The sequence below is a fragment of the Ruegeria sp. CDSC068 genome, from assembly GCF_059610545.1.
In genome coordinates this window covers 96918-112848 of sequence record NZ_JBXWNV010000002.1, presented here as the reverse complement: position 1 = coordinate 112848, position 15931 = coordinate 96918, and the positions used below count along the sequence as shown (strand labels likewise).

Genomic DNA, 15931 nt, shown 5'->3' with positions numbered 1-15931 from the left:
CTTTTAGCCCTTCAAACCTTACCCGATCCAAAGTCACTTAAACATCGGGGTGATCATGACCGCGTAGTTGTCGGCCAGCATGGCGGCGTCTTCGCGGTTGAATTTGACTGATGAGAGCATACGCAGGTCGACTTGCGTGGGCCCGTCAAATAGCTTTGCAACATCGACGTTCATGTGCAGGTCCACATCGCCCTCAACAACGATATCCGGTGGCAACTGGATATCGACCTCGCGCGCGTTTTCCGAAAACCCAACGTGATAGACCAACGGCGAGACCTCTTCGCCAATCCGCAGCGTTCCTTCCATCACGACGAATTTATAGCCGACCTCCCAATTCCATGCCATTTGACTGTTGGGATCAAGATCCCCGCGCGCTTGGATCGAGCCATTGGCTTCTGGGTCTACGCCGATCATGAAACGGATGTGCTCAATGCTGCTCAAGGGAATGTCGTTCAGCCTGATCGAATGGGTTGTTTCCGGATTGTCGAACCGGAGCAGATGATAGCTGTCAGGCTCAGCAAACAGCGCTCCATCTTGCGAGAGGGTCAGGTTGCTGAGGTAGAGCCGGAAGTCACGAACCCTGAACGTGCCGCGCCCGGCGGGGTTTTCGTACACGAACTCATCAAACACCAACGGATGATCACCCATCTTCGCATGAAAGGTCAAAGTAATCGTCGTAGTGCGCTGAGGACCAAGGGCAAAGAACAGCGCTCCGCCAACGAACAACAGTATCGCAAGCGCCGTCATCCAAATACGCATCAGCCGTCTCCTTCGAACGGATTGGAAAACTGTGTGTTTGTCAGAAAACCCTCATCCGTCAGCGTGTTCAGGAACGCGATGATGGACTGCACCTCGTCGGGCGTCATACGCAGGCCCACAGTGACCTGCCCGGCCTCTGGCGCATTGTCGGCCTCAAGGATCAAAGGGCTGAGCGTATCGCTGACGACAATCCCGTCATTGTAGTGATCCATGACCTCTTCCAATGTCTCGAACCGGCCATCATGCATGTAGGGCGCGGTTACTGCGATGTTGCGCAGTGTCGGCACTTTGAAGAAGCCCTTGTGCGCCGGATTGCCGGTCACGGCCATCAGGCCATCCGGCAGGTCGTCATCGGAATCCAGCCCATTGTTTGAAAACCCATCCAATGCGTCCCGAAACCCGGAAGTCAAAAACTGGCTGTGGCAGTCGATGCAGTTCCCACCACGTAATGAAACCTTGGTGTCCGGATGCGCCATGAATAGTTTGCGCCCGTGTTCTTCCTGCGCGGTCAAACGCACTTCGCCACGCAGAAACCTGTCGTATTTTGAATCCGACGAAATCAGCATTCGCATGAAGGTCGACAATGCCCGGGCCACGTTTTCGGCGCTGACTTCCCCGTATGCCTTGCGGAACATCCGCCGATAGTCGCGGGATGCCTGCAATTCTGTGACAAGCTCTCCTAGGTCCTGATCCATCTCGTCCGGGTGTTGAATCGGCATCAATGCCTGCGCTTCCAACGACGTTGCGCGACCGTCCCAGAAGAACCGCTCTTGGCCCCAAAGAAGGTTGGTCAAACTCATGGAGCTGAACTCCAGCTCTCCGCCCGACAATGCGGGCGACTTTGCCAGACCATCAGTGAAGGCAAGAGCCTGCATATGGCATGTCGCGCAGGACACCTGATTGTTGCCGGACAGGATAGGGTCGTAGAACAGGTGGCGCCCAAGGGCAAAGGCCTCTTCCGTCAGCGGGTTGTCCGGCGGCACAGCAAAGCGTCCGAAAACAAAAGGCGCCGAGAAGCCAGCAATCGGCGTCGCCGTCGGCCTGCGTGCCCGGTCCCAGAAAACCCACGCCGTCGCCGCGATCACCACGGCGACGGCCGCTGTCAAAAACACCCGAAGCATAACGCCCCCAGAGCATTAATGGTGGTGCACAAAACCCGAACCAAACAGCCCTTCAACGTTGTCCACGCCTTTGTTGTAGCGCTCCTTGAAATTGACCTCGGCGATACGTTCGCCCGTCTCAAGATCATGGATCGTGATCGTGTGTGCGTTCAGGTCGGCAATAAAATCCACATCCGTTGGGTCGTCATCAGCCGCGTTGCCCAGATTGAGCAGGTTATTTTGAACGGCGATCAGGTCTCTGCCCGAAGCGGACGTGAAAAAGATCATGTGATGTGCACCCGGATCGGCAACGATGTCCGGCCCGCTGGACACAAGCTCGGGCAGTGCGGCCAGTTCATAGCGCTTCACAACACCCGGTAATCCATGAGAGATGAACAGCTCATCTTCAGTGCCATAGAACTCCAGCGGAACAGCGGTTTCATTGGCCACGCCACTATATATGACTTCGGCTTCACCAAAGGTTTTGGAACCGGCGTCGTAGGGGATTTTCCAGGTCTCGAATCCGAACATCGTATTGGCCAGAATGGCTGGTTCAATGTCGGCATGCATGTCAGGTCGTGCGAACAGCACCTCGACAGGTGACGACGGAAAATCCAACGGCTTTTCGTTTTCGACCACGATGTTTTGGATGGGTTCAAGCGTGTTGAGGTCTATGATCGTCAACACATTTCCAACGCCAGTCGTCATATCGGGATGTATCGTCGAGGTGACCACCATGCGGTCGTCGAACGCAGATATCCCGTGTGGGTACATGATATATGGCTCACCCTCGCCGACTTGGCTTTTGCGTGCTTCGATAATTTTGACCACCTCGTTGGTCTGAGTGTCGAAAACACCAACCGAGCCGCCATCATCGCCTCCAGTGCCACCCATGAAGGTCACGAACATATACTCCTGCCCGTTCGACGTGGCCCACATGATGTCCTCGCCAACAATCTGCCCTTGGGTATCCAGACAGGTAAAGCCCTCAATCACCGGCGTTCCGCTGGAATCGCGGGACAGTCCAATTTCAGCCAGGCTGCAGGACGGGTCCAACCCGGTCGAATAGAGACGCCCGTTCGGGCTGTAGTAGAGGTGATGCAATGGATGCTGAATATCGGGCTGCTCAACTTCACTCAGTAGCTCTCCGAACTGGTCGGATTCCGGATCCAGCTCGACAATCGCGATGCTGTGATTTGTATCCAACGTCGGCAGACCGCGCAGCAGAACCATGCCCTGACTTTCCTCGCGGGTCTGAGACTGCGCCGGCGTTAGGCCAACCATCAACAGCCCGGCACCGATAAGTACACTCTGCGCAAGCAATTTGAATTTCATAATTTTCCCCCTTGCGATGAAACTTCTAAAAATGTTTTTGAAATTCACTTTACGTAGCGTCATATCACATTCAGGAAACTGCATCAAATTGGGGTGCAATCGACCAAAGAAACGCCGCCCCGAACGGGACGGCGTAAGCTGAATACCTGCAGGTCGACTTCTTTATGACGCTTGGACGGCCTTCATAAAGCGGTCGCGGATCACAACCGGGTCCATCGTGATTACCGGCATCTTGGCATTGCCGCTTGCGCACTTGCTGACGATGATTGTCATTTGGCCGCTGTCGAGCGCAGCCTGCAATGCGGCCCCCGTGTCCTCGGCCTGGCACTCGACCACATTCTCGCAACCACAGGCCTGCGCCACAGCCGCCAGCGATGTCTTTTTGCCCGCGTAAGTCGGCTGATCCCCGGTCGACCCATAAGATCCGTTATCGACAATCAGCAAGATGTAATTGTCAGCCACGTTGTTGGCGATGGTCGGCAAGGTGCCGAGGTTGGTCAGGATGGACCCGTCACCGTCGATTACGATGACCGGCTTTGGCTGAGACAAGGCCAGACCCAGGCCGATGCTTGAGGCCAACCCCATAGTGCCCAGCATGTAGAAATTGGTGGGCTGGTCGTCGATGGCGTGCAGCTCCTGGCTGGGAATGCCGATGTTGCAAACAACCAGTTGATCTCGCAGGATCGGGGCGATTTCTTTCAGGATTTCAGAACGGATCATTGGTCGCCATAGCCTCCCCAGAAATTGGCGTCGGTCAGAATGGCGACCGGCTTGTTGCACATGAAAGTGTATTTCAGGATCGCATCCAGCTCCTCGACATCTGCCTGATGATGGAAGTGGTAGGTCGGGATGTTCATCTGTGCCAGAAGCGCCTTGGTATGCACCGCCATCTCGACCTGGCAGGCGACGGGTTCGCGCAGCTCTCCGCGATATGAGATCAACATGGGCAAAGGCATCCGGTAATACTGGATCAGCGTCGCCAACGTGTTGATGGTTACGCCAATGGCCGTGTTCTGCATGATGATCGCGGGGCGTTTGCCGCCCATCCAGGCACCAGCACACAGGCCCATGCCCTCATCCTCTTTGTTCGACGGGATGTGAAAGATGTCTTCTCGCGCGTCGATTTCGTCGATGACGCCGGCCAATTGCTTGCACGGAACCGTGGTGACAAATGAGATGTCGTTGGCCACCAGATCGTCGGTGATCTTTTTGTCTATGTTCATGTCCGATATGTTAGTCCTGTATGGGGCGCAATTAGCGCGATTGACGGGTTACAGCCCGCGGTGCACGTGCACGGCGCAAGGCGCATGACGGACGACGCGCGAGGCGGTCGATCCCAGAAAATAATCGCTGACACCCGGTTCATGCGAACCGATGACGATGCAGTCAAATTTGTTTTGTGTCGCAAAGTCGATCACCGTGCGAGCCGTGTGACCTTTGACAATCTCGGCCTGAACACCTTCAAGCCCCGAAACTTTTTCCCGCAACAAGGTGCGTGCCGCGCGAAAGCCTTCGGCGACGACATCCTTGTCGAGATAGGCACTGACAGAGCCCTGAGGCATCTCGTAGACATGCAGGGCCACGATCTCGGCCCCTTCTGCCGACAAGGCTTTGGCGATTTCCAAAGTGTGCGGCGAAATCCCATGATCCAGCGCCATTGGGACGAGAATTTTTTTATACATGAATACCTCCGTTTCTGCCTGGACTAGACCCAGGGTGCGAGGATGATCTTAGGTGCGGCCACAGCACCTTTCCGCAAATCGCGAAAGGCGTCGGCAGCTTCAGACAAGGCCCGTTCCTGTATCCAGTTCAACGGGCCTAAACGGCCATCGAAAATCGCCTGCGCGGTTTTTCTGAAATCCTCGGCAGTATAAGTATAGGTGCCGATAAACGTGATCTCCTGCAAGGTCATACGACGTATATCCAAACCGCCAGCATCCTCACCCAACCCAACATGCACGATAACGCCGCCCGGCTGAACGTGATGGGAAGCGGCAGCACGGGTCGCAGAATACCCCACTGCGTCAACAACCAGTGAGAACGTATCATCCGTGGCTTCAACCACATTGAAAGAGCCCAAACTCTGTAAATAGGCGCGCCGCATATCATTCGGTTCGATGATGACAATATCGTCAACGCCGGCTGCTGCCAGTGCCAAAGCTGCCGCCACACCAATCGCGCCGCCGCCAATCACCAGTGCATCACGCGCCATTCCCTGATGCAGCGCCTCAAGGCCCAAACGAACCGCATGCCAGCTAACCGCCAATGGCTCAGCCAAAGCAGCCTGCTGAAATGATACGTGGTCCGGCACCTCAACCAGATTTGCATCTGGCATGGCCACATATTGGGCAAAAGCCCCTTCACGCGGTGGCATCGAGATGATCTGCCGGCTGGGGCATAGGTTTTCCCGACCGGCCTCACACGCCGGGCAGACACCGCAGTTGACCAAAGGATTGATCGTTACGCGCGTACCGTCGCGTGGACCTCCAACAATCGTCCCTGCGGCCTCGTGGCCCAGAATAAGTGGTGCAGGTCGGCGCGCATCGTGACCCAAATAGGCGTGCATATCCGAGCCGCAAATCCCGACGGCCTCGACCCGGATCAATTGCTCACCTATGTCGGGCGCAGCATCTGGTACGTCCTCATAGGCCAAATGCTCAACACCCTGATAAACAAGCGCTTTCATTTCGCTGTAAACCCTCCGTCGACCATCAAAACTTGCCCTGTGACGTAGTCGGACGCCCGTGAGCACAGGAACAGGATCGGCCCATCGATATCCTTCATCTGCCCGTTCCGGTTCATGCAGGTTTGCGCCGCGTTACGGGTTGCCCGGTCGGGGTCATCGAACACGGCCTGCGTTAGCTCGGTCGGAAAAAAACCCGGCCCGATGGCGTTTGCAGTGATACCGTCAGCGGACCAAGCCTCGGCCATGGCCCGCGTCAGTTGCCCGACCCCGGCCTTGCTGGCTCCATAAGCAATACCGCCCGGGAAAGCGCGCGTGGTCTGAAGCGAGGCGAAATTCACGATCCGCCCCCACCCCCGAGCTTTCATCGCAGGCACCAATGCCTGGCTTAGGAAGAACGGGGCGCTCAGGTTCAGCTCAAGCGTCTTGTCCCAGCCTTCGGCGGTCACGTCATCGGCCACTTCGCGCGTGTTGATGCCCGCCGCATGTACAATGATGTCCGGCGCGCCAAAACTGGCTGAGACCTCTTCGGTGAGCGATGTCATGCGCGACCGATCGGCCACGTCGGCAACAACTGTGGCCACGCTGTCGCCCCCTTCAGCTTGCAAATCTGCCAGTGCTTCCGGTCGACGGGCGACACCAACGACGCACGCACCCGCTGAGGCCAATACAATCGCCGCACGACGCCCAAGGCCCGCGCTTGCGCCGGTCACGCAAGCGACACGCCCGGTCAGATCGAACAACGCGCGCGGATCATTCATCGGCGGTCAGGTTGAACTGTTCGTCAGGGAAATATTTGGCAAGGCGCACGTCTGCAGCCCGCGCATGCCCTTCCATGCCTTCCAGCCGGGAAATACGAGCGGTCGCCTCGGCAATGGATTTCGAGCCTTCGCGTGTAGCGCGCTGCCATGTGACGATCTTCATGTACTTGTGAACGCTCAAGCCGCCGGTATAGCTGGCCGCGCCGGATGTCGGCAGAACGTGGTTCGTACCAGTCGCCTTGTCACCGTAGGACACTGTGGTTTCTTCACCCAGGAACAGCGATCCATAGCAGGTCAACCGACCCAGCCACCAATCCAGGTCCTCGGCCTGAACGGTCAGGTGTTCGGGCGCATAGTCGTCCGAACAGGCCGCCATTTCTTTACGATCTGAACAGACGATGACTTCGGCATAATCGCGCCACGCAGCAAAGGCGTTTTCCCGGTTGAGTTCAGGCAGATCCTCGATCAGCGCTGGCACCAACTCCATGACTTTTTGCGCTAGGTCCCGGTCATCCGTCACCAACCAAACCGGAGAATTGTACCCGTGTTCCGCCTGGCTCACCAAATCGGTGGCAACTACATGCGCATCTGCGGAACCGTCCGCAAGGATCAGGCTGTCCGTCGGCCCGGCAATCATGTCGATGCCAACTTTGCCATAGAGAATACGTTTAGCCTCGGCCACAAACTGATTGCCTGGGCCCACAAGAATATTTGCGCTCGGCAGGCCGAACAAACCATAGGTCATTGCGGCCACGCCCTGAACGCCGCCCATGGCCAAAATGCTGTCCGCACCGCAGATATGCGCTGCATAGACAATCGCAGGCGCCACGCCTTCACCCGGACGTGGCGGCGAACAGGCTGTGATGTGGCGGCACCCGGCAACCTTTGCCGTAGTGACCGTCATGATCGCGCTGGCAATATGGCTATAGCGTCCGCCGGGCACATAGCAGCCAGCCGCGTCCACAGGGATGGCCTTTTGGCCAGCGACGAAGCCCGGGACAATTTCCATCTCAACGTCAGACACCGTGGATTTCTGCGTTTCAGCAAACCGGCGAACGTTGTCGTGAGCAAACCGAATATCCGCCTTGAGCCTTTCGGGGACAAGCGCGCAGGCGGCCTCGATCTCATCGGCGGTCATCAACACGTTGCCGTCAAACTTGTCGAACTTGACCGCATATTCCAGCGCTTTGGCATCCCCGCCAGCCTCAATGTCGGCAAGGATTGTCTTCACTGTATCATGCACTTCCGTGGCATGAGATTGAGCCGTCAGGGTCGCCTTTTTCAGATAGTCGCGAGGCATTTTCAGTAGGTCCTATTGGTAGATTTCAGGAAGCAAAGTGGTCGAAACCGCCGGAACGTAAGCAATCAGAAGAACTACGATCAGCATTGTTAATACGAATGGAATAGCACGGGCCGCAATCTTCAGAATGGACTCACCCGTAATGCCAGATACGACGAACAGGTTCAGGCCAAGTGGAGGCGTGATAAACCCGACACCCAGCGCGGTAATCATCATGATGCAGAACTGAATTTCGTTCATTCCGATGTTATCGGCCAACGGTTTAAGGATCGGGGCGAGTATCACGATGTTGGGGGTCGTTTCCATAACGCAGCCCGCAGCAATCAGGATACCGATCATCAGCAGGATCAGCAGGTACGGATCGTCGGTCAGCGACGTGATCGAGGCGACGAACCCTTGCGGCACGCCCATGATCGCCAGCGCCTCGGCCAAGGGGGCCGAAAAGGCAATGATCGGCAGGATCACCCCGTTCACCTTGGCTGAGCTGACCAACATCGACGGAAAGTCGGCCAGTGTCAGGGTGCGCATGATGAAACCCATGATGATGGTGACAACCACGGCAGTAGCGCCCGCCTCGGTTGGGGTCAGGCGACCCGAGAAGATGCCATAGAAGATAATCCCGGGCACAATAAAGGCGTACCAGCCGGATTTCAGGGCCTTGCCCAAATTGGCCAGCCACTCGCCCATCGTCATCATGCCGCCACCCTCATAAGCGTAAAGACGGTTCATGATGATGTTGGTGATCAGGATCGAAACCAGAATCGCCAGACCGGGAATCAGGGCAGCCAGGAACAGGGTCGACGCGGAAATCCCCAGCACCAAACCGATGATGATGTAGGCAATCGACGGTGGGATCAGGATGCCGGTACAAGCCCCCGCCGCGACCAAGGCGCAGGCGTAGGGGCGCGGATATCCACTTTCGACCAGCCGGTTGATGGTCATGCGACCGACAGCGGCCGCGCCAGCGGCATCCGAACCCGAAATGGCGGCGAACATGCCGCAAACCAGAACGGTGGCCGAGCCAAACCCGCCCTTGGCGAAGCAAGTCAGCGCCTCAGCCACATCCAGGAATTTACGTGACAAACCGGTACGGACCAGCACGTCACCTGTCAGGATAAACAGCGGCACCGCTGTCAGGGCAAAGGCGTCGATCCCGGTAAACAGGCTCTCGCCCACCAGGCTCAGCGGTAGATCGCCCGACATGACCAACATCACGATGGCAGCAGAACCAATCGCCGCCCAAACCGGAACAGCCATGGCGATCAGAACAACGAACAGAATGACGGGCAGGTAGAAATCCCAGCCCAGTTCTACGGTTTGATTGAGAGTGTTCCAGAGCATCTCAAATCCCCTCAGTCAAACAGCTTGTCACCTTCGAAGACGGGCGTGCCGTCGCGAAGGGATTTGATGTCACGCATAAAAGATTGGATCAGGCGCCAGATCATCAGCGCAAAACCGGTCGGCACCGCCATCAGGAACCAGACTTTGGACACCCGGAGGCCGTCAGTCACTGACCCGAACTTGGCCGAGACGTGAACCGCCTCATATGACCAATAAAGCGCGATCACAGCGACGGCGAACATCACAAGATCGCCAAAGATGTACAGCAGGGCCTTGGGACGCGGCCCGAGGTAATGCATGACGACATCAATCCGGATATGCGCCCGCTCTTTGACCGCCGCCGCAGCACCGATCCAGGCCAGATAGATGAAGGAATATCGGACGATTTCTTCTCCCCAGATCGAGGAATAAGCGAATATCTCGCGCCGCAGAACCTCGATGGCCATGGTGATGACCAGCATCACGTAGAACACCAGCAGCAGCCAGCGCTCGGCGTTGCGATCAATATTTCGGAGTAAGGTCATCGTGTTCCCTCGGCGACAGAACAGTCAGGCACGGCCTTCTGTTTAGGGCCCTTTCAGGCCTGACTGCTGTTGAGTGATTGCGGACGCCAAAAAGACGCCCGCCGGTTTAGGTCATGCGTCGTGGACGTAGTACTTGCCTTGCGTCCCGGCCGCCTCGACAAGTTTCTCAAATGCGTCCATCGACCCGGCCAACTCTGTCTTGAACGGATCCCAATCGGCGTTTTGGTAGCCGCCGACACTTTCCCATTCAGCCAGTTGATCCGCGTTGAGCGAATGGAATTCCACTCCGGCCTTGTTCAGTTCGGCCATGGCAAAGGCACGGGCCGAGGGAACTTTGGAAAGGTTCTGATGGCTGGTCATTTCCGAACCCCACATGATGCCTTCCTGAACGTCCGACGGCATCGAATTGAACCATTCGAGGTTACACGAATAAACCTGACTGTCCGGAACGGCCTGCGTAAAGGTCACGTGGCTGAGGATGTCCTTGAAGCCAAACACATACAGCGCTCCGACCGACGGATCGAGCGCATCCGCAACACCCTGTTTGATCGCCGATGGGGTCTCACCCCAGGCAACAGGTGTCGGGTTCGCGCCGACCATGCGGTAGTACTGCTGCAGCATTTTCGAGCCGGGCACGCGGAACTTCACGCCGCTCATGTCACCCGGCGTGATGATGGCATTACCACCCTGACGCACGGCAACGACGCGCGGGTCGATCACCACATAGAACAGGGCCTTGAAGCCGGCTGCTTCGACTTTCGGGTGTACTTCGTTCTGCCATGTGTCGGAATGCACAAGGTTGGTGAACCGCTGGTTCGACCCGCACAGATACGGCATATTGATAAGGTCTACTGTCGACGCGAACGGGGCGAAGTTGGACAGCGAATGCTGCGCCGCCTGAATGGTTCCGCCCTGCACTTTCTGCACCAATGCACCACCGGCACCCAGCTGACCACCCGGCGCAAGTTTGACGTACACCTTGCCGTTCGTCGCGTTCTGGATGTTTTCTTTCAGATCAAGCTGCATGATCGGATAGCTACGTGACGCGCCCAGTACATATGCGGTCGCGACCGTCATGACATGATCGGCGGCCTTTTCACGCTCACTTTCTTCTTTGGCTGTCTGCGCCACGGCCTCGGACGACCAAAGGACGCCGCCTGCACCTGCGACCAGCGCTGCAGTGAATGACCCACTGGCGCTGAGCTTCAGGAAATTACGGCGTTCGACGGACGCCAGTTCATTTCTGTCGTTTTTCATTTAGTGCCCTCCCAAGCAAAAAATTCAGCCATCCTTTTTTGCGTCGCGGACAGCTTCCCTTTTTAGAATTGCGACAACGAACAGGATCGACGCCGCGAACAGAACCAACATCTCTCCGACGTCACCAAGAAAGGCGCTGTTTGCAAAAGCCCCCAACGCCACGTTCGCAAAATAGACGGCAAACACGAGTGCGGACGCAGCCAGAAACATCTCTTGGACTCCCTTTTTAGATTCGGCCCAACGTCATTTGTAAGCGCTTACATGTAAAATGCAAGCGCTTACATAATTGCTTCCCTCTCACCGCAGTTGAGTTTAGAGTTATCAGCAAAAGCAAATTGCGAGTTTGGAAATGGCGAAATCCCGGTCGGCGCCGACACTGGATGATGTGGCAAAAATGGCAGGTGTTTCGACGGCCACTGTGTCGCGCTGCCTCAACAGTCCGGACCGGGTGGTCAAAGCTACCCGTGAACGCGTGCAGTCCGCGGTTGATGCGCTTGGGTACACGCCAAACTTTGCAGCCCGTGTAATGGCGGCCAAGCGGTCGTTCACCATCGGCGCGATCATTCCAACCATGGAAAACGCGATTTTTGCGCGGGGCCTTCAGGCCTTTCAGGAGGAACTGCACCAGCGCGGCTATACGCTTTTGGTTTCAAGTTCGGCCTACAAACCGGAAATCGAAGAAGAACAAATCCGGACCTTGATTGCGCGTGGTGCTGACGGGTTGCTGCTAATCGGGCATGACCGCGATCCCGAGATCTATGACTTTCTGGACCAGCGCAATATTCCTGCTTTGGTCGCCTGGTCTTATCTGCCGGACTCCAAACTGCCTTCGGTCGGCTTTGACAATCGCGCGGCGATGTTCGACCTCGCCAGTCACGTAATTGGGTTGGGGCACACGCGGATCGGCGTGATCTCGGCTCGCGTTGACGGAAATGACCGCGCCCGTCTCAGGGTTCAGGGCATCCGAGAAGCAGTCGCTGATCGTGGGCTTGAGGCCAACAATCTGACCGTTATCGAAACGTCGTATGAAATCGAAAACGGCGCCAAAGCCTTTAGCGACCTGATGAACGCCACCACGCCGCCGACAGCAATCCTGTGTGGTAATGACGTGTTAGCCGCTGGTGCTTTGCGACAGGCGCAAAAAATGGGGCTCGATGTACCCGGCGATGTTTCGATCACGGGCTTCGATGATATCGAACTGGCCCGGATCGTCTCCCCGGCGCTGACCACAGTGCATGTCCCCCACCGTGAAATGGGGCATAAAGCAGCCCTGCAATTGATTGAGATGGTCGAAAACCAAACCGCAGGGACTGGCGAACAACTGGCGACGAGAATTGTAAATCGACCGTCGCTTGGCAAGCCCGCGTCGGGCTAAGCCGCTTCGCCCTCCATCGTGCGGAAATCGTCTTTCAACCAAGGATGCTTGGCGCACATTGGGCGGGTAAAATGTTGCCGGATCAGTTTCACCATAACTTTCTGGATCAATTCCGAGGTCGTCACGGGATACACTTCGGTCGTGAACAGCGACACGGTTCGCACGAAATTTCTGCCCGGAAACGGCATTGCTTTGACGCTGTTATGGAACCGCTGAGTCCGATGAAAACAGGCGGCCGTTGTGATCGCCCAACCGCTACCCTGGGCTACCAAACCGATGATCGACTGGTTGCATTCCAGTTCGAACCTGTTCGGTAAGCTGAACTTGCTACGCGCCAGCTGGATCTCGATTTGCTTCCCGATCACGTAGTCCCGAGAATATCGCAACAGGGGTAGATCCGCGTCCGGATGAAACAACTCTTCGGGCGACCCTTCAAAACTGTTGGGAAGCACGACCAAAAACGGGTCGCGCATCAACGGGTATTCGATCAATCCTTCGGTTCGTCCCGGTGGTCGGGTGGCAACGCCCACATCCAGTTTATGTTCCTGTAGCTTGGCGAGGATTTCGTGGCTGGGACGCGTATAGTGACGAAAATTGCAGCGTGGCAATGCCTGCGCCAGAAACCGGACCATATCAGGCGCGATCTGGTTGTCGAAATCGTCAATAAGCGCCAATCGCAAGTCGGTCGCGTGTTGCCAGTTGCCCGTTCGGATTTCGGCCTCGCCCCGCTTTAGAACAGTCAAACCGTCGCGGACGTACCGCGCAAAGACCTCGCCCGCGGGTGTCAGGCCCATGGGTCTGCGCCCATGATCGACCAGCTCGATACCAAGCGCGTTCTCCAAGCTGCGCAGGTGGTTCGAGACCGTGCTGATCGACAGACCCGTTTCGGACGCGACCTGTTGGATCGATCCGGATTTGGCGATCAATTGGAAGATTTCCAACCATCTCAGGCTCAGCGATTTGGACATGGGTGCCAATCATTGTTTCGATTTGCTCGAAACTAGCCAAGCAAAGATTTGACCGAACGGCAATGCTGAATTTGACTTTGGGTTCAGGCTTACGCCTTCATCCGGTCAAAGCCCGGGTCATATGGGCATGGTGGAATGACCGTTGCGTGCACCCTCTGTCCGCAGCTGTCCAATTCCATTTCCGAGCCTATATCCGTGCAGACGGGATCGACAAAAGCATGCGCCAGGTTCAGCCCGGTGCGGTGCCCCCATTCGCCTGACGTGACGGTGCCGACCACCTGATCCCCCTGCATCAAGGACGCTCCGGGATGTGCAGGACCCAGGGTCGAGGAGACCTGAAGTGCGACAAGCTTTTTGCGAGGCCCTTCCGATTGCCGTTTCATCAACGCGTCGCGCCCGACAAAATCACCCTTATTCAATCGGACGAACCTGTCCAATCCGGTTTCAAACGGATCGAACTCGGTGATCAGGTCTGCTTTCCAATGAAGAAAGCTCTTCTCCATCCGCATCGATTCAACAGCCCGCGCTCCGAACAGTTTCAACCCGTGCGCCTCACCTGCTCGCCGTAACGCCAGATAGGCCGCGTAGAGCGAGGCGTTGGGCACGTGTATCTCATAAGCCAATTCACCGGAAAAGCTGAGGTTCATGACCGTAGCCGGAGCGATGCCAACGAAGCACTCGCGCACACCGAGCCATGGGAAAACCTCGGCCGACCAATCACCGCGCGCGCAGGCCGACAAGACGTCTCGCGCCTTCGGGCCAGCGAGGACCAATATGGTTTGGTCATTTGTCAGACTTCGCAGTTGAACGTCTTCATCGCCGTGCATGTGCTGACGCAGCCAATCCATGTCATGAAATTCGCTTGCTGCGGCTGAGCCATACCAGACGCGCGCCTCCCCCCGGTCGCTGGCCGGTAGATTGGCGACAGTAGCCTCTGCTTTGATCATACCATGATGGTTCAGCAGGTATCCTAGCCCAACACGCCCCTCGCGCCGGGTCACAAGCCCGCAGAACATCCGGTCCAGAAAAGCATGCCGGTCGTTTCCAGTGATTTCGATCCGATTGAACCCGTTCACCTCGGCCAGTCCAACACCCGATTGCACATTCCGAACCTCAGCGGCGACCACATCAAATGTTTCGTCAAAACCGAAACTATGCGTCGGCGTAAACTCCGGCGAGGGTTTGATGTAATCCACCCTCTCCCACCCATTGACCACAGTGAACTCGGCCCCTTCCGCCGCCAGCACCGGCGTCAGAGGTGTGGTCTTGGCGGGACGCCCTGCTGGGCGATGTTCATGCGGAAAGTGGAACCGGAATTCGTTTTGATAATCTTCGATGGCCTTGAGCGCGGTCAATTCGACATTTGCATGACCAGTGAACCGCCGAGGGTCGAGGCACCACGTATCGTAACAAGCCTCGCCATGCACGATCTGCTGGGCCAGCAACCACCCATGCCCGCCACCTTCACCCAGCCCTGCGCGCAGACCGATGATACAAAAGGCGTTGCGTTTGCCAGGGATTGGTCCCACCAGCGGAGCCCCGTCGATCGTATAAGTAATCGGCCCATTGACCACGGTGTGAATACCAACCTCCATTAGCGCTGGCATCCGCGCGAATGCGCCCTCCAACACGTCCGTCACGCGATCCAGATCGTCGGGGCAAAGGGCGTTCACAAAGTTCGGATCAATCCCGTCCATACCCCAGGTTTTGCAGTCCTGTTCGTAAAACCCGAGCAACAGGCCGTTTTTTTCCTGCCGGCAATAATAGTCGCTGATTGGACAACGCAGCAGCGGCATCCGGTGACCCGCGTCGCGTATCGCTTGTATCTCTTCGGTTAGGAAGTACTGGTGCTCCATCGACGAAACAGGATGATGAACGCCCATCATGGCACCGACTTCGTTGACGCGATATCCGCAGGCGTTGACCACGATGTCGCAATCGATGTCACCATGCTTGGTCTGCACAGTCCAGGTGTCGTCGGCGTGCTGCACCAGACCAGTCACTGGTGTATTCCGATAAACCTCTGCCCCTGCCTTGCGCGCCCGGCGCGCCAATGCCTGACACAACTGAGCGGGGTCAATATCGCCGTCCAGCGGGTCCCACAGCCCGCCGATCAGGTTGTCGGTTGAAATCAGAGGGTGGCGGCGGGCGCATTCGTCCGCGTCAATCACCTCGAAGTGCACATCCATACCCCGCGCCATGGATGCAAAGTGGTGATAGCCCTGCATCTGGCCTTCGGTGTTGGCGAGGCGTATCCCCCCATCCCCGTGGTGGTAGTTGATCGGATAATCCGGATCGTCGGCTAACTCCTTGTACAATTGGATTGAGTGCGTTTTCAGGCCCACCATCGTCTGGTTCATGCCAAAGTTCGTCACCTGCGCGGCCGAATGCCATGTCGTGCCCGAGGTCAATTCGTTCCGTTCGACCAGCACCACGTCGGTCCACCCCTCTTGCGTCAAATGATAGAGGGTCGAACATCCGGCGATGCCGCCACCTATCACAACGACTTTGGTACGCGACTTCATTGG

16 protein-coding genes are annotated in these 15931 nt (G+C 56.9%); 1 reads left to right on the top strand and 15 read right to left on the bottom strand.

All coding sequences use genetic code 11. The features are described 5' to 3' along the window. Nucleotides 1-33: 33 nt before the first annotated feature. The 13 genes from AC2FID_RS05280 to AC2FID_RS05220 all read right to left on the bottom strand — a co-directional run bounded on the left by AC2FID_RS05280 (nt 34) and on the right by AC2FID_RS05220 (nt 11270). Nucleotides 34-759 carry an MbnP family protein gene (locus AC2FID_RS05280; protein WP_282169036.1) on the bottom strand — a complete coding sequence of 242 codons (726 nt, stop codon included), beginning with the start codon at nt 757-759 and terminating at the stop codon, nt 34-36. Continuing rightward, nucleotides 759-1880 carry a cytochrome-c peroxidase gene (locus AC2FID_RS05275; RefSeq protein WP_496835754.1) on the bottom strand — a complete coding sequence of 374 codons (1122 nt, stop codon included), beginning with the start codon at nt 1878-1880 and terminating at the stop codon, nt 759-761. Before AC2FID_RS05275 ends, AC2FID_RS05280 begins: the two co-directional genes overlap by 1 nt. 15 nt (nt 1881-1895) lie before the next feature. After that, nucleotides 1896-3194, bottom strand: coding sequence for a hypothetical protein (locus AC2FID_RS05270; protein WP_496757401.1), 1299 nt, complete (start codon nt 3192-3194; stop codon nt 1896-1898). A gap of 162 nt (nt 3195-3356) precedes the next feature. Then, entirely contained in the window at nt 3357-3914 is a 558-nt protein-coding gene (gene comE / locus AC2FID_RS05265; RefSeq protein WP_496835752.1) for a sulfopyruvate decarboxylase subunit beta, read from the bottom strand. Further along, nucleotides 3911-4417: a sulfopyruvate decarboxylase subunit alpha gene (gene comD / locus AC2FID_RS05260; protein ID WP_058275426.1), complete on the bottom strand. Its 507-nt coding sequence runs from the start codon at nt 4415-4417 to the stop codon at nt 3911-3913. Before comD ends, comE begins: the two co-directional genes overlap by 4 nt. A gap of 48 nt (nt 4418-4465) precedes the next feature. Next, the gene (locus AC2FID_RS05255; protein ID WP_058279409.1) at nt 4466-4876 is read right to left on the bottom strand and encodes a universal stress protein; all 411 of its coding nucleotides are present in this window, start codon (nt 4874-4876) and stop codon (nt 4466-4468) included. 23 nt (nt 4877-4899) lie between these two features. Next, entirely contained in the window at nt 4900-5880 is a 981-nt protein-coding gene (locus AC2FID_RS05250) for a zinc-dependent alcohol dehydrogenase (RefSeq protein ID WP_496835750.1), read from the bottom strand. Then, on the bottom strand, nt 5877-6638 hold the full coding sequence (locus tag AC2FID_RS05245) for an SDR family NAD(P)-dependent oxidoreductase (protein ID WP_496835749.1): 762 nt from the start codon (nt 6636-6638) through the stop codon (nt 5877-5879). The genes AC2FID_RS05250 and AC2FID_RS05245 overlap by 4 nt, the downstream gene beginning before the upstream one ends. Further along, on the bottom strand, nt 6631-7938 hold the full coding sequence (gene hisD / locus AC2FID_RS05240; protein WP_496835747.1) for a histidinol dehydrogenase: 1308 nt from the start codon (nt 7936-7938) through the stop codon (nt 6631-6633). Before hisD ends, AC2FID_RS05245 begins: the two co-directional genes overlap by 8 nt. 12 nt (nt 7939-7950) lie before the next feature. Then, a complete protein-coding gene (locus tag AC2FID_RS05235; RefSeq protein WP_108860893.1) occupies nt 7951-9279 on the bottom strand; it encodes a TRAP transporter large permease in 1329 nt (442 codons plus the stop codon). A gap of 11 nt (nt 9280-9290) precedes the next feature. Beyond that, a complete protein-coding gene (locus tag AC2FID_RS05230; protein ID WP_058275420.1) occupies nt 9291-9803 on the bottom strand; it encodes a TRAP transporter small permease in 513 nt (170 codons plus the stop codon). Between the two features lie 111 nt (nt 9804-9914). Next, nucleotides 9915-11060, bottom strand: coding sequence for a TRAP transporter substrate-binding protein (locus AC2FID_RS05225; RefSeq protein WP_496835744.1), 1146 nt, complete (start codon nt 11058-11060; stop codon nt 9915-9917). Between the two features lie 24 nt (nt 11061-11084). Further along, on the bottom strand, nt 11085-11270 hold the full coding sequence (locus AC2FID_RS05220; protein WP_108860892.1) for a hypothetical protein: 186 nt from the start codon (nt 11268-11270) through the stop codon (nt 11085-11087). A 139-nt stretch (nt 11271-11409) separates the two neighbouring features. Here AC2FID_RS05220 and AC2FID_RS05215 point away from each other — a divergent pair, with 139 nt between their 5' ends. After that, complete coding sequence (locus AC2FID_RS05215; protein ID WP_282118895.1) at nt 11410-12435, top strand: LacI family DNA-binding transcriptional regulator; 1026 nt, start codon at nt 11410-11412, stop codon at nt 12433-12435. On the opposite strand, the gene AC2FID_RS05210 is transcribed toward AC2FID_RS05215, so the two are convergent. Both AC2FID_RS05210 and AC2FID_RS05205 read right to left on the bottom strand, forming a co-directional pair. Beyond that, entirely contained in the window at nt 12432-13403 is a 972-nt protein-coding gene (locus tag AC2FID_RS05210) for a LysR family transcriptional regulator (protein WP_282118894.1), read from the bottom strand. The genes AC2FID_RS05215 and AC2FID_RS05210 overlap by 4 nt on opposite strands. 89 nt (nt 13404-13492) lie before the next feature. After that, the gene (locus AC2FID_RS05205; protein ID WP_496757392.1) at nt 13493-15928 is read right to left on the bottom strand and encodes a GcvT family protein; all 2436 of its coding nucleotides are present in this window, start codon (nt 15926-15928) and stop codon (nt 13493-13495) included. Nucleotides 15929-15931: the final 3 nt, after the last annotated feature.

Bases quoted from the DNA above. Each gene is read 5' to 3' on its own strand.
- AC2FID_RS05280 (WP_282169036.1), bottom strand. From the start codon at position 759: ATGCGTATTTGGATGACGGCGCTTGCGATACTGTTGTTCGTTGGCGGA.
- AC2FID_RS05275 (WP_496835754.1), bottom strand. From the start codon at position 1,880: ATGCTTCGGGTGTTTTTGACAGCGGCCGTCGCCGTGGTGATCGCGGCG.
- AC2FID_RS05270 (WP_496757401.1), bottom strand. From the start codon at position 3,194: ATGAAATTCAAATTGCTTGCGCAGAGTGTACTTATCGGTGCCGGGCTG.
- comE (WP_496835752.1), bottom strand. From the start codon at position 3,914: ATGATCCGTTCTGAAATCCTGAAAGAAATCGCCCCGATCCTGCGAGAT.
- comD (WP_058275426.1), bottom strand. From the start codon at position 4,417: ATGAACATAGACAAAAAGATCACCGACGATCTGGTGGCCAACGACATC.
- AC2FID_RS05255 (WP_058279409.1), bottom strand. From the start codon at position 4,876: ATGTATAAAAAAATTCTCGTCCCAATGGCGCTGGATCATGGGATTTCG.
- AC2FID_RS05250 (WP_496835750.1), bottom strand. From the start codon at position 5,880: ATGAAAGCGCTTGTTTATCAGGGTGTTGAGCATTTGGCCTATGAGGAC.
- AC2FID_RS05245 (WP_496835749.1), bottom strand. From the start codon at position 6,638: ATGAATGATCCGCGCGCGTTGTTCGATCTGACCGGGCGTGTCGCTTGC.
- hisD (WP_496835747.1), bottom strand. From the start codon at position 7,938: ATGCCTCGCGACTATCTGAAAAAGGCGACCCTGACGGCTCAATCTCAT.
- AC2FID_RS05235 (WP_108860893.1), bottom strand. From the start codon at position 9,279: ATGCTCTGGAACACTCTCAATCAAACCGTAGAACTGGGCTGGGATTTC.
- AC2FID_RS05230 (WP_058275420.1), bottom strand. From the start codon at position 9,803: ATGACCTTACTCCGAAATATTGATCGCAACGCCGAGCGCTGGCTGCTG.
- AC2FID_RS05225 (WP_496835744.1), bottom strand. From the start codon at position 11,060: ATGAAAAACGACAGAAATGAACTGGCGTCCGTCGAACGCCGTAATTTC.
- AC2FID_RS05220 (WP_108860892.1), bottom strand. From the start codon at position 11,270: ATGTTTCTGGCTGCGTCCGCACTCGTGTTTGCCGTCTATTTTGCGAAC.
- AC2FID_RS05215 (WP_282118895.1), top strand. From the start codon at position 11,410: ATGGCGAAATCCCGGTCGGCGCCGACACTGGATGATGTGGCAAAAATG.
- AC2FID_RS05210 (WP_282118894.1), bottom strand. From the start codon at position 13,403: ATGTCCAAATCGCTGAGCCTGAGATGGTTGGAAATCTTCCAATTGATC.
- AC2FID_RS05205 (WP_496757392.1), bottom strand. From the start codon at position 15,928: ATGAAGTCGCGTACCAAAGTCGTTGTGATAGGTGGCGGCATCGCCGGA.